General features: G+C 42.4%; 12 protein-coding genes. 6 read left to right on the forward strand and 6 right to left on the reverse strand.

Annotated elements, in window-relative coordinates; all coding sequences use genetic code 11:
- Nucleotides 1-263: 263 nt before the first annotated feature.
- Nucleotides 264-1,007, forward strand: a complete 744-nt coding sequence (gene map / locus BSM4216_RS06960; protein ID WP_003352749.1) for a type I methionyl aminopeptidase — start codon at nucleotides 264-266, stop codon at nucleotides 1,005-1,007.
- A 687-nt stretch (nucleotides 1,008-1,694) separates the two neighbouring features.
- Here the strand turns inward: map and BSM4216_RS17080 are convergent.
- The 3 genes from BSM4216_RS17080 to BSM4216_RS06970 all read right to left on the reverse strand — a co-directional run bounded on the left by BSM4216_RS17080 (nucleotide 1,695) and on the right by BSM4216_RS06970 (nucleotide 4,698).
- Complete coding sequence (locus BSM4216_RS17080) at nucleotides 1,695-2,243, reverse strand: MFS transporter (protein WP_244878049.1); 549 nt, start codon at nucleotides 2,241-2,243, stop codon at nucleotides 1,695-1,697.
- Nucleotides 2,206-2,910: an MFS transporter gene (locus BSM4216_RS17085; RefSeq protein WP_244878050.1), complete on the reverse strand. Its 705-nt coding sequence runs from the start codon at nucleotides 2,908-2,910 to the stop codon at nucleotides 2,206-2,208. The genes BSM4216_RS17080 and BSM4216_RS17085 overlap by 38 nt, the downstream gene beginning before the upstream one ends.
- Nucleotides 2,911-3,135: 225 nt before the next feature.
- Nucleotides 3,136-4,698: an amino acid permease gene (locus BSM4216_RS06970; protein WP_244878051.1), complete on the reverse strand. Its 1,563-nt coding sequence runs from the start codon at nucleotides 4,696-4,698 to the stop codon at nucleotides 3,136-3,138.
- Nucleotides 4,699-5,422: 724 nt separating this feature from the next.
- On the opposite strand from BSM4216_RS06970, the gene BSM4216_RS06975 reads away from it, so the two are divergent.
- From BSM4216_RS06975 to BSM4216_RS06985, 3 genes are all read left to right on the forward strand, one after another.
- Nucleotides 5,423-6,790: an ISLre2 family transposase gene (locus tag BSM4216_RS06975; RefSeq protein WP_003355652.1), complete on the forward strand. Its 1,368-nt coding sequence runs from the start codon at nucleotides 5,423-5,425 to the stop codon at nucleotides 6,788-6,790.
- Nucleotides 6,791-7,133: 343 nt separating this feature from the next.
- On the forward strand, nucleotides 7,134-7,319 hold the full coding sequence (locus tag BSM4216_RS06980) for a cold-inducible protein YdjO-related protein (protein ID WP_040340877.1): 186 nt from the start codon (nucleotides 7,134-7,136) through the stop codon (nucleotides 7,317-7,319).
- 164 nt (nucleotides 7,320-7,483) lie between these two features.
- A complete protein-coding gene (locus BSM4216_RS06985; protein ID WP_082142275.1) occupies nucleotides 7,484-9,019 on the forward strand; it encodes an FAD-dependent oxidoreductase in 1,536 nt (511 codons plus the stop codon).
- A 252-nt stretch (nucleotides 9,020-9,271) separates the two neighbouring features.
- Here BSM4216_RS06985 and BSM4216_RS06990 read toward each other — a convergent pair whose 3' ends face one another.
- Nucleotides 9,272-9,754 (reverse strand): hypothetical protein, encoded by a 483-nt coding sequence (locus tag BSM4216_RS06990; protein WP_156179199.1) that lies wholly within the window; start codon nucleotides 9,752-9,754, stop codon nucleotides 9,272-9,274.
- 97 nt (nucleotides 9,755-9,851) lie between these two features.
- Entirely contained in the window at nucleotides 9,852-10,856 is a 1,005-nt protein-coding gene (locus BSM4216_RS06995) for a transposase (RefSeq protein ID WP_156179197.1), read from the reverse strand.
- Nucleotides 10,857-11,185: 329 nt separating this feature from the next.
- Here BSM4216_RS06995 and BSM4216_RS07000 point away from each other — a divergent pair, with 329 nt between their 5' ends.
- Together BSM4216_RS07000 and BSM4216_RS07005 are read left to right on the forward strand one after the other, a co-directional pair.
- Nucleotides 11,186-11,917 carry an AzlC family ABC transporter permease gene (locus BSM4216_RS07000; RefSeq protein WP_048623224.1) on the forward strand — a complete coding sequence of 244 codons (732 nt, stop codon included), beginning with the start codon at nucleotides 11,186-11,188 and terminating at the stop codon, nucleotides 11,915-11,917.
- On the forward strand, nucleotides 11,908-12,234 hold the full coding sequence (locus tag BSM4216_RS07005) for an AzlD domain-containing protein (protein ID WP_003352756.1): 327 nt from the start codon (nucleotides 11,908-11,910) through the stop codon (nucleotides 12,232-12,234). The genes BSM4216_RS07000 and BSM4216_RS07005 overlap by 10 nt, the downstream gene beginning before the upstream one ends.
- A gap of 756 nt (nucleotides 12,235-12,990) precedes the next feature.
- On the opposite strand, the gene BSM4216_RS07010 is transcribed toward BSM4216_RS07005, so the two are convergent.
- Nucleotides 12,991-13,386, reverse strand: coding sequence for a cytidine deaminase (locus tag BSM4216_RS07010; RefSeq protein WP_048623225.1), 396 nt, complete (start codon nucleotides 13,384-13,386; stop codon nucleotides 12,991-12,993).
- Nucleotides 13,387-13,448: the final 62 nt, after the last annotated feature.

Here is a 13,448-nt window from a genome sequence, read left to right on the forward strand (position 1 = left end):
GGCTCAATATCGCTCCAACGCGATGTTTTGAGTCAGTCTTTTTTTGACAATGGGAGGTATGATAGTTTTCAAAGGCTTGCTTTTTTAATTAAATGTGTATGAATAAGAGAGAGCAGATGCCGTTAAAGAATGCTAAAAAACATGATGAAAAAGCGATGCTGGAATTCGTTACTGCACACTTTCAGAATGAATTGTTTTGAAAAAAAGAAAAAAGTAAGATAGTATAGGAAACGAATATTTACAAAATAAGAAGGAAGAGAGATATGATTGTAAAAACGGAACAAGAACTAGAAGGGTTAAAGCAAAGCGGTAAAGTGATGGCCGCGATTCGCGACCAATTAAAAATCCATACAAAGCCCGGCATCACAACAAAGGAATTAGATGAATTAGCCGGAAAATTATTTGCAGAATACGGTGCAGAATCAGGACCGAAAAAAGAATACAATTTTCCCGGCTATACTTGTATAAGCGTGAATGATGAAGTAGCACACGGAATACCCGGCGACAAGGTCATTCAAGAAGGGGATCTTGTAAATATTGATGTCTCCGGGTCTTTCGACGGTTTTTTTACAGATACGGGAATTTCATTTGTTGTCGGCAATGGGGATCCAGAACTGTATCGATTATGTGAAACGGCGGAGAAAGCTTTTCAACAAGGAATATTAAAAGCAAAAGCGGGGTCTAAACAAAATCAAATTGGTAAAGCAGTGATGAAAGAAGCAAAGCGCAATGGCTTTTCTGTCATCCTGAATTTAACCGGCCATGGAGTTGGCCGATCACTCCATGAAAAGCCCGATCATATATTGAATTATTACGACCCGTGGGATAATGAATTATTAAAAGAGGGTCTTGTCATTGCGGTTGAGCCGTTTATCTCTACAGGGGCTGATATGATTGAAGAAGCAGGAGATGGATGGACTTACAAAACTCCTGACGGCAGCCTGGTGGCTCAAGTGGAGCATACTATTATCGTAACAAAAGATAAGCCGATTATTTTGACTTTGTAGAAGGAGAAAAGAAATCGACAGCTGGGAGGCTGTCGATTTTTTCCTATGTGCGCCCGGCATGTACATGAACTATAGGGTGTAAGTCCCGAACCCCGAAGACAGAAGTAGAGGTTAGCCAAGAGCAAGGGTGTCCGTGGTGACGCGGAATCTGAAGGAAGCTGGAGGCAAAACACCGGTCCGAGGAACACGAACCTCATATAAGGCTAGGTATGATTGAGTGAGTTTGCATAACAAAACAAAGCTCTTTCTGTCGAAGGTCATATCGAGTAAATGAGGCGGATAGATGGTGTGAAAGTGCATGTACTTACCCGGGGAGGTCTGGCGGATATGTGAAGTACTCTTCATAACCTACTTAGTGATAAGTAGCTGAACCGTCAGAAGTCAGCAGAGGTCATAGTATTAGTTGGTCTAGAACAACTAAGAAGGACCGAACAATTAAGAGAGAATAGCCCTTGGTATTCAGTGAGTCATGATGAACACAGAAAACGTAGTACCTCACTTGAGGGAGGAAGCGGTGAATCCCGTGGGAGACCTCTTGGAGGGTGGAGTGACCACTGGCATAAAGAGAACAGCTATTCACGGAAGTTATAAAGACTTGCGTCAATTATCTTAATTGAACCGCCGTATACGGAACCGTACGTACGGTGGTGTGAGAGGACGGGAGTTAATCGCTCCCTCCTACTCGATTTATGAAATCACTGTTTCTTCCTCTAAGACGTACGAATTTCGTCCTGCACCTAGTCCAGAAACCAATTGAACGGTTGTGGCTGCCACCAGAAGAAAGAGGGGAACGAACCAGTGGCCTGTCAAGTCATGCAAAAGTCCAAACAGAAAAGGGCCAAATGCTGCGAACAAATATCCGATTGATTGAGCCATACCCGAAAGTCTTGCCGCCGTATAATCCGTTTTTGCCCGCAAAGAAATAAAAGTCAAAGCTAAACCGAACGTCGCTCCTTGCGAGATGCCTATGAGCAAAACCCACCAAATCGTATAATCGGGATTTTCCATTAGAAGTCCTGCATAGCCGATAATCCCGATCAAGCAGACGATGGTGGATAAAAGCCGCTGACTACTCCAGCGCTCTGCAAGGATCGGAACTATAAAGGTCGCCGGCATACCAACAAACTGCATGATGGAGACCATCCAACCCGATGCCTCAGCGCTCATTCCACGATCTTGAAAAACGTTGGGAAACCAATTAATGGATATATAAAAAACAAAAGACTGGAATCCCATAAAAATCGTCACTTTCCAAGCAAGCTTGGATCTCCAGAGCCGGTTTTTTTTCCTTGTTTTTATACGTTGGCAAGTGGTTCATCGTTGTATGGCGAAGCTGAGGCTGCCAAATGAACAGCGCCACAAGCGACAACAAAGCCCAAAACATAAGGGAGCCTTGCCATCCATAGCCAAGAGCATGAGTCAATGGAACACTGAGGCCGGATCCAAGTGCGGCAAAAGTGTTCATCGAAAGAGAATATCCGCCTGTCATCAGCCCTACTTGATGAGGGAAATCCCTTTTGATCAGCCCCGGCAAAAGAACATTGCCAGCAGCAATCGCCGTTCCTATCATAATTGTTCCTAAAAATAACGTAAAAATAGAGGAACAGGAACGTATGAATATGCCCGCCGTCAATAACAGCAAGCTGAAAAAGAGCGTGCGTTCCATTCCTAACTTCCCAGAAAGTTGAGGAACCAGTGGGGAAAAAACGAAAAATGCCATAAGCGGGAGTGTGGAAAGCAACCCGGCCACGGAATGGGACAAACCTAAATCTTCTCTGATAAAACCGAGCACCGGCCCCACTGCGGTCAGAGAAGGGCGTAAATTGGCTGCTACGAATAAAATTACTATTACTAAGAAGACCCATTTTTTATCAAAATGTTTGAACGCAGCCGTTTCTTTCATGACAAAACCACCTTTCATTCACATGCATCCAGTCAATAATTTAAGGAAAATGATTGCAAAATGACGGTACGGCCTCCCATTTTAACGTCTCAATCCATTAAGACTCATCCGCCATCCACAAACTGTTGATGAGTGTATCAACATTTAGGGAGTTCATACAGTCGGTTGAACGGATCGTTTAAAAGGCCATTGGCTTAAATGAAAAAAGACTCGAATCCCAGTATATCATATTTCAAAACATGACAGCCGTAAATGTGCCATGACATATCCTAAATTACATTGCGAACTTTCTTCAGTCGCCAGGGCAAAGAATGATAGTAGAACAATAAAAAAAGGAGACCTTAAGGGGGTCTCCTCTTGATTAGCTAAAAGCCTGCCGTTTTTCGTGAAAGGTGTGGCTTGAGTTTGTTTGCGCAAAGAAGGATAGAAGATCAGTCCACTAGCCAATAAAGCGGCTCCGAACAAAAATGTTTTTAAATCAGAAGTACCTGCATAAATGACCCAAATGGAATAAATAGTGGACAATAAAGCAATAAGACCATCGGTGTACCGGCTTTTGTTAAGCTGATACGTTTCACCGGTACAAACGAGCTTAAGCTGGAACAAGGATGCAATAAGATAAGGCATGAGATAAGCCAATGTGGCGATATAAATGACAAAGTCAAATGCATGGGCCATTGAATTGGATATGGTTGAAAAAATAAAGAGTTGTCCAAGAACGTTTGACAGCCATAAGGAAAAGGATGGAACGCCTCTTTTGTTTTCTTTTAGAAAAGAAGCTAAAAACAATCCTTGCTTAGCCGCTTGATAAGGAACCTCGGCGCTCATTAACACCCAACCTATTGTGGAGCCGGCTAAACTAATCAAGCCCAATCCAGCGATTAAATAAGCTCCGATTGGTCCGATTATGGTTTCAATAGCATCCACGAGTGGTTTTTCGGAATGTATTAGAGTTTCCTGTGGCAGAACGCCCATCACCAGCAAGGAAATACCGATATAAATCGCCAATGCAATCATTAGCCCAATAATAGTGGCCCGTTTTATATCACTTTGTTTTTTGGCTCTGGAGGCAAATACAATAGCCGATTCAACACCTACGAAAGCCCAAAGTGTTGAGACAGCTGCGTGGTTTATTTGTGTTAAAATTCCTAATGGATGTCCGCTATCATCTAAGCGTGGAGCCGTAAATGGAAGCAAATTACTTTTTTGAAACGCAAACAGGCTTAGGACAATAAATAAAAAGAAACCGATCACTTTTGCGCTCGTGGCCAAAAAATTGATTTTTCCGGCTCCTTCAATTCCTCTTAAAATTAAAAAATGTGTAAACCAAAGCATGGCGGTGCATATAATAAAGGTTAGAACGTTGCCTGTTTTGAAAGCAACGGTTCCGATTGTGAATAACGGGGCTTTGCTGTTTAAAATGGGAAAAAAGGTTGCTAAATAGCTTGTAAAAGTAGTGATAATAGCAACATTTCCAGCGAAGTTTCCGATCCAATACCCCCAAGAAGACATAAATCCTGACAATGTGGAAAGTGTTGATCCCTCTTTAAACAGTTCTTTTGCGTAAATTTGTGGTCCGCCGTTCAGTTCTGGTTTTCGGATGGATAAATTACCGAAGACAAGAGCCGTTGTGAGGACACCGAAACCAGTTAAAGACCATCCCAATAACACAGCAGCTGGATTGGCGGCTTCAGAAAGCGTTCGTGGCAACATGAATATTCCGGATCCTACCATATTTCCAACGACCAGTGCGGTCAAAAGCCAAAACCCTAATCGTTTTTGTTCCATTGAATCAATGAACCCCTTTCTACTTGGATGACGAAACGGTGCTGCAAATGTAAAACGGGGATTGACATTTGCGAAAATGTAATGAGAATGTGGTTATTTATTCGCAACCAGGCAGGTATGTTTTTTATGCATCCTTCATCCGGTAACGTTTACCGCCGTCTCGTTTGAAATTTTCGCATATGCCTTCAAAATAGTATTCAAGTACGTTGAAAACAGCCCGATCAGTCAATCGATCATTATTTGTATATTTTTGCAGAAATGACTATCATTCTTCATTGTGATGGTATGATTATTTAGAACGCAAAATAAATATACAACAATCGACACAATTCGTCTATTGTTATTTTTATCCGCAGAAAAATCCTTTTGCTGTAAGTTTCACGATATCTTAAAGGAAAAAAGGAAGCGAATGGTATTTTGAAGTCGTTCTCACTAAAATCGGTCTTTTAAGGTTATAATCTGTCTTCTCGAGGCATAATCTTAATACGTAGTAGCCATTCAATAGAACGAATGGGAGGACTAGAAATTTGGTGTGAGTAAAATGTTTGTGGGAGAAATTCTTAGAATTCCCCGATGAGGGGGTTGGGAACGTAGGTTCGCAATCCCCCTCATCGGGGCCACCAAGCAAAGTGCGGTAGGATCCCAAGCAGGAAACATGAAAAAAGGACTCTCTCCCTGGTAAGATGATCATTGTTCACACCATCAAACAGGAGGAGAGAGTCCCATGAATATTCAACAACATCTTACCACAAATTCGTTGACATGGAAAGAGATCGAACTTGATTTGTTTCGAGCCTTGCAAAACGCCTTCACCGAGCTGTTTACGGCTCTGTTGGAGGACATCGACCGACAATTGGCGGAAACCCGGGACAAGCGCCGGTACCACTTGAAAGACAAACGACGCACCACGATTCAAACCTTGTTTGGCGAAGTTACCTTTGAGCGAAACTACTATTTAGACCGAGAACAAAACCGTTACACGTTTTTGCTTGATTCCTTTTTAGCGTTTGATGGATCGCAGTCAATCAGCCCTTGTCTAGAAGAAACGGCGATGGGATTGGCTGTGGAGTGCTCTTCCTATCGCAAAGCGGCTCATACGCTTGCCCAGATGGTCGGGTATCCGGTGATGAGCCATGAGACGATCCGCCAGTTGGTGCTCGAGGCTGAAGTTCCGCTGCACTGCCCGGTTGACCAGCGATATGGACGGGTGCTGTTTGTGGAGGCCGATGGACTGTTTGTCTCTCTCCAAGGGAAGGGAAAACGGGCCAAGGAAGACAAAATCCTGACCGTTCACGAAGGATGGAAGCGCAACGGCTCACGGATCGAATTCGTGAATCAGCGCCATTACGTCCATGAAGGCAAGGGGGAGGTGTGGGAAGGCTTCGAGGAATTTTTGATGAACGAATATGCCTATGATCCGTGTCGGGATCTTCTTGTCATCAACGGGGACGGCGCTCCATGGATTACCGCGTGCCGGGAGTATTTCAAAGGACGGGTCTGCTTCCAATTGGATCGATTCCACGTGGCGCGTGAGTTGCGCCAATGCCTCTCGGGCCATCCACGGTGGCAGGCGATTCGGCAAAAGCTGGCGAAGCAGGATGAAGAGAAGCTGCTTGTGGAACTGAACAGCGCCCTCGGCACGCTGGGGGACGAAGCGAAAGAACAACAGCTGGCTGCCTTGATCCACCGGATCGAATCGATGCCGGGATGCATCCGTGATTACCGGGAATGGCTGAAGGAGCAAGGAGTGGACACAACGGGCATGTATCCGATGGGGAGGGCTGAAAGCGTGATGAGCCAGCTGGCGTATCGGGTGAAATACCGCCGCAGTTGGACAGACAAGGGACTCAGGGCGTTTTTCAAGGCAATGATTGCCCGGATGGATGGGATTCGTCTTTTCGGACATCGTTTAGGAGAAGAATCGTCGCATCCGGCGGAGGAAACGGCATCTACCAAACAGACGATCGTGAACAAGGCGAAACAACGCATCCGCCGTCTTCTTCCAGAGGTAACGCGGAATAACGTGCCATATTTACAGCAATCGTCCGGGACTCCGATCTATCATGCCCTGTCTGAATTCAAGGGATGGTAAAAAAAGGTATACATATTCGTCTGTCATGGCAAGGGATGAGAGTCCGAAAGCGCTTACGGATGAAATTCAAAAAAATGGTTCGCTAACCTATGACTTACATCTATTTTCAGCGAACCAAAAAAATTCCCACAAAGTCTTGACTGACTCGAAATTTGAGCGAGATTGGCTTTCTGTCAATTAAGTGGTAAGATAGAAGTACGACTTGTTGCTTTATCAGTAAAGTCAGGGCCCTCATCCCAAAATTGGTCGTATACTGTTATGAAGTTGTTCCTCATTCTACTTGAGATCGGGCTTTTTGTGTTTTGCAGAAACATCATCAATTATAATAAAGGGGTCTTTATTTGTGTATTATAACAAACGGAATCAAGAAGAAGTTGAAATGGTCGAAACGAGTGTCTACGCTTGCCAATCGCCTGATTGCAATGTTTGGATGAGAAAAGAATTTGCGACACCCAATTTGCATTGCCCAATTTGCGGAAGTGAAATGAAAGAAGAGATACGGGAGTTATATCCAATCAAAAAGAACTAATGTATGATGGCAGCTGCCTATAAGTGGCAGCTTTTCTTTTTTTATGACGAGTTTATGTTCTCGCTTTATTTTAAGGCGTTCCCACAAACGCTTAGAAAAAGAATAAAGTCCTCTTTTTTGGGGAAGATTTCCTTTAGATACTAACCCCATGAAGGAGGAATTGGATGTTTTCGGAAAATGCAAGCCAACACATGCCTCCATTTCCCGAGTCTTTTTGGAGATCCAATTTGGAATTACCGTCTTTTCCGAAACTGGAGAAAGATATAGAGGTGGACATTTCCATTGTTGGTGGCGGAATTGTCGGAATCACTTCTGCCAACTTATTAGGAAAAGCAGGAATGAAAGTCGCTCTGATCGACGCTGGCAAAATTCTCACTGGCACAACGGGGCACACAACTGCCAAAATTACCGCTCAGCATGGTTTAATCTACCACGAATTGATGGAACATTTTGGATTTGAGAAAGCACGTGGTTATTATGAAGCGAATATGTCTGCCTTACATTTTATCCGCGACACCGTTTTACGTCATCAAATCGAATGCGATTTTACCGAAGAAGATGCTTATCTCTACACGAATACGGATTCTTATATCAGCAAACTTGAAAAGGAGATGGAGGCCTATGAAAAACTGGGGATAGAGGGAGACTATCGCAACTCTATTCCCATTGATATACCCGTAAAAGCAGCTGTTAGGATGAATACGCAAGGCCAATTCCATCCGTTAAAATATTTAAAAAAACTATTGGAAGAGACCGAACATCAAGGAGCAGAAATATTTGAAAATACGACCGCAGTGGATATAGAGCAAGGGAATGAGATAAAAGTTGTTGCTAGAAATGGCTGCACGATTTCATGTAAGCAAGTAGTCATTGCGTCCCATTATCCGTTTTACGATGGGGCAGGATTTTATTTTGCCAGAATGTATCCAGAACGATCTTATCTTCTTGCCGTCAAACCTCAAAAAACATTTTCTGGCGGCATGTATCTTATGGTTGAAGAACCAACACGATCGTTGCGGTATACGCTGTGCGACAATGAAAAAATATTGCTTGTAGGCGGGGAACGTCATAAGACTGGACAAGGGATTTCTACGATACATCATTATGAAGCACTGCAAAAATACGCAGAAGAAACATTTGGAATCAACGAATTTTTGTACCGCTGGTCGGCGCAAGATTGGACGACATTAGATAAAGTGCCTTTTATTGGGCGAATCACTTCCGAAAAACCGAATATTTATGTTGCAACGGGTTTTCGAAAGTGGGGAATGACAAATGGAACAGCGGCAGCCCAATTAATCAGTGATTTAATTTTAGAAAAGCCCAATCCTTATGAAGAGTTGTTTACTCCTTCTCGTTTCAACGTGGATCCATCAGTGAAAACATTGATTAGAGAAAATACCAATGTCGCGGGGCATTTATTAAAAGGGAAATGGGAATCCCCGTTAAAAACGGTGGATGATTTACAAACGGATGAAGGCTCTGTCATTCGTGTGAACGGAAAAAGAGCGGGGGCCTATAAAGATAAAAATCAAAACGTATATATGGTGGATACCACTTGCCGGCATATGGGGTGTGAAGTGGAATGGAACAGTGGTGATCGTACTTGGGATTGCCCGTGCCACGGGTCACGTTATTCAGTGACAGGAGAAGTATTGGAAGGACCGGCGAAACAGCCGCTCAATAAGGTGGAAGAATGAAAAAATTTGGTTTCGATGGTAAGGATAAGGGAAACTTCCATCAGCAGGGGCAGTGTCCCCGCTGATGGTTGGCTGAACGAATCGAATTTTTAGGCGGTAGCCTGGCGCCAAATTGTTTTTGTCCATCATGGCCTTAATGAGGACGTTGGCGGAGATGATATTTTTTGAAGGCTTTCGAATTCAAAAGGATGGGAGAGGCGATGGACGTTTATTTCCGTTTTTTTTCTTAGACGGCACAACCAACACAATAAATTAGTTGTGCCTTTTCCATTTCTCTTCAATAGTGTTTAAATATTCATTTGGTTCTTTTTTGAATCTTCTTTGTTTTATATGCTCGCCAATACGTTGTTCCCATTTATTCGCTTCAGTTTTATATGCTGAATAATTAACATTTTTTATCATTTGTAGCCCTTCCTGTTCATTAGAGACATTTTCTACAAATACAATGTTTTCACCGTGTCGGATAATATATCGATTCCAAGTCCGACTACCTGTGATTCTTCGGTGTTTTTGCTTTATTCTTCTAAAAAAGAGTTCTAAATCATTATTCGTTCTCGGTATAAGTGGATAATCATAAAAGGTGAAAAGTCCTTTCCAAAATCCTTTACTATACTTTAATAGGTTCTCTACAAACGGTTGATCTTCTTTCCGATTAAGCTCTTTTTCCATTTGGTTTAAATATTGCTTCAATCTGTTTTCGACCCAAAAACTTGTTTTATTCTCAGAAGGTTCCATAATGGTGGCAATCCTTTTAAATCGTGTATCCCAACGTTTTACGAGTTGATAATCTTCCTTATAGTTATCCACATTTCTGACTATTCTGAACAAATTTTCAAGTAGAGGAGTCCCCTTTTTTATCCAGGCATTTTTCAATCGAATCTTTAATCGCATTCGTTCGTTCAAAAACACAAGTGCCTGGTAATTCGAATGGTGGCTTACCATCTTCTAGAAGAACGGATCGAATAGCCGCAATATAGTCACTTGCTACCTCTTCTTCTATGTTTTTAGATGGAGAATTTTCAATTTTTCTTTCAACTTCCCTTATTCCCCTTAGCTTCTTTTTGATATTCGTTTTTAGTTTTCTATCTTTTTCAACTAATGGTTTGGCTATGTCTTTAAAGTAATGAAACTGACAATATTGATACGGAATATCTGGAACTATTTGTTCAATTGCTAAACGAATGGATTGTTGCCCATCACTGATAAAACCTTGGATTGGATAACCCCAGTCTAAAATGGGTTGAATAATACCTATCAGTTCTTGAGAAGCACTGCTTTTTAAATTATGTGCAGCTAAAATAGTACCACTAAGAACTTCACGGATGACATACAATGTTTCGTTACCTTTTTCGGGTTGGACACCATCAATAGATAAGACAAGTCCTCCATGTTCTTTCACAATATTTTCTAATGTCTCTTTCATATTTTCTTTAACGCTTGCCCGCAGTAATAACGCATATCTTTCATAAAGTTTCTGTACTTGCCTCTCAGAAATTTTTACTTCTTTTTCCGATAAGATAGTAGCTATCTCAGATCGAGTCTTATGTTCTTTAAACCGTAAATATCCGATATATGCGATGACATCCATTCCATAAGTAATGTGCTTCATACTTAATTGTTCGGCTTCAGCTGAACGATATACGGTGTCATTAGAACAGGAGTTATTCTCACATCGGTATCCTAGATTTATGATTTTAAATTCACCTTTTAGGGTAGAAATTGTTTTTCTCCAAACAGGGTGACAGTATACTAATTTATTACCACATTCTGGACAATTAGTTATCTCGGGTCTAAAGTATTTTGATTCGATTGGATTTAATCTATTTTTGGTACGCATAAATAATCACCAACTTAAATAAAATTCAGGTCTATTATAACCTAAATTTAATGTTAGTGTTATTTATTCCGTCTAAGTTTTTTTTCCTTTTTTAAAGGGTGGTTAAAATGCCGAGCAATACATATGCGGCTGTCGGTATGCCATAATAAATTAACTGATTTGTTGGAACGTTGTTCACTTTTTCCACCTCCCTCTTTATAGCCTCCCCTTAAGCTTTGCTTTTCATGATAAATGGTTGGCCATGGAATTGACAAAATTTTAATTCAATTTATAGTGGAAGTAGACGAAAAAAATGAAAATTCACTGTATGTAAAGGGTGGATCTACATAATGGCAGAGAATGCTCGAATAAATACTATTTCATATCCATATTCGGAAGAGGGGTTTTGGCAAGGGGCGAAAGACTGCGTGCCCACATTATTGGGCTATTGGAGCATCGGTTTTGCAGCCGGTGTGGTGGAAAAAACAGCGGGGCTTACCATCGCGGAAATTGTGCTGATTTCCCTTATTCTTTATGCCGGATCGGGGCAATTTATTGCATCAGGAATGATCGCGGCCGCAAATCCTGTTTCCGCTATTATTTTTACGATCTTTTTTATTAATCTTCGTCATCTTCTCATGAGTGCAGCGATATCCCCTTATTTTCGTCATCTTCCTTTGTGGAAAAATGTGTTGACCGGTTCGTTGTTAACGGATGAAACATTTGGCGTTGCGATGAATCATTTATCTAATCGAGCAGCCGGAAGTTTTAAATGGATGCTCGGTTTGAATGTCACTGCTTATGTCAACTGGCTAATTGGCAATGTAGCAGGGGGATTTTTTGGAGAATGGATTTCAGATCCGAATGCATTTGGACTTGATTTTGCCCTGCCAGCGATGTTTATTGGATTGCTTGTTTTACAGATTACTAGCAGAAAAAAATGGATGGTCGATTTAGCAGTGGCTATATGCAGTGCATCATCGATCGTGATCTTAAGCTTTTTTGTTTCGGGCAGCACGGGAGTGATTACCGCAGCCATCGTGGCGGCAACAGCGGGGGTGTTTATTGAAAAATGGAAATAAGATCATATGTTTTGGCGGTTATTATTGGATCGGGGATTGTCACGATCATACCGCGAATTCTTCCGCTGATGATTTTAAGCCGATTTCAATTGCCCCAATGGGCTGAACGTTGGTTAAGCCATGTGCCTGTTGCGGTCATGACGGCCCTGTTGGCGCAAGAGCTGCTGCTTTCAAACGGAAAATTTTCGATCATGGAAAATCGACTGGAGTTGTTGGCAGCTATACCGGCATTTGTGGTGGCGCTTGCGACCCGTAGTTTATTAGGGACGGTTGTGATAGGAATTGTCGCGATGATGGCTGCGCGCTTTTTTATTTAGGTTAGAATCGAGTAGGAGGGAGCGATTAACTCCCGTCCTCTCACACCACCGTACGTACGGTTCCGTATACGGCGGTTCAATTAAGATAATTGACGCAAGTCTTTATAACTTCCGTGAATAGCTGTTCTCTTTATGCCAGTGGTCACTCCACCCTCCAAGAGGTCTCCCACGGGATTCACCGCTTCCTCCCTCAAGTGAGGTACTACGTTTTCTGTGTTCATCATGACTCACTGAATACCAAGGGCTATTCTCTCTTAATTGTTCGGTCCTTCTTAGTTGTTCTAGACCAACTAATACTATGACCTCTGCTGACTTCTGACGGTTCAGCTACTTATCACTAAGTAGGTTATGAAGAGTACTTCACATATCCGCCAGACCTCCCCGGGTAAGTACATGCACTTTCACACCATCTATCCGCCTCATTTACTCGATATGACCTTCGACAGAAAGAGCTTTGTTTTGTTATGCAAACTCACTCAATCATACCTAGCCTTATATGAGGTTCGTGTTCCTCGGACCGGTGTTTTGCCTCCAGCTTCCTTCAGATTCCGCGTCACCACGGACACCCTTGCTCTTGGCTAACCTCTACTTCTGTCTTCGGGGTTCGGGACTTACACCCTATAGTTCATGTACATGCCGGGCGCACATAAAAAAGCTGGCTTAACCGATGAAAAAGCCAGCTCGACTCAAAACTGAAATGAGTGATTATTTCTTCCTGCAATTTGGGATCAAGGACATCTCCTTGATCTCCTTTCATTAATCTAAATGACTTGGTGAAAAAGCATACGGCAACAGTTCCTTAACGGTTGTCTCTTTTCTTTCTCCTTTTAAATTCGTTAAAATAACCGGCATATCCGGAGGGCAAAATTCTGCAATCACTTGGCGGCAAGCTCCACAAGGCGAAATAGGACCATCTGTATCCCCGACCACCGCCAACATCGCAAAATCAGTTTGTCCTTCCGAAATCGCTTTAAAGATGGCCGTTCTCTCTGCACAGTTACATAGACCATAGGATGCATTCTCAATATTGCATCCTGAATAAATGTCTCCGCTTTTAGTCGCTATGGCAGCGCCCACCTTAAAATGAGAGTAAGGGGCATATGCTTTTTCTCTCCCCGCGACAGCTGCTTGAATCAACGTTTCGCTAATCAAGTCCCTTCCCCCTTAGAGAAATTTTGTAAAACGGGAGCGGGCTGAAAATGTGCGGATTTGTT

Origin of the sequence: Bacillus smithii (assembly GCF_001050115.1) — a bacterium.
GTDB classification, from domain to species: Bacteria; Bacillota; Bacilli; order Bacillales; family DSM-4216; genus Bacillus_O; species Bacillus_O smithii.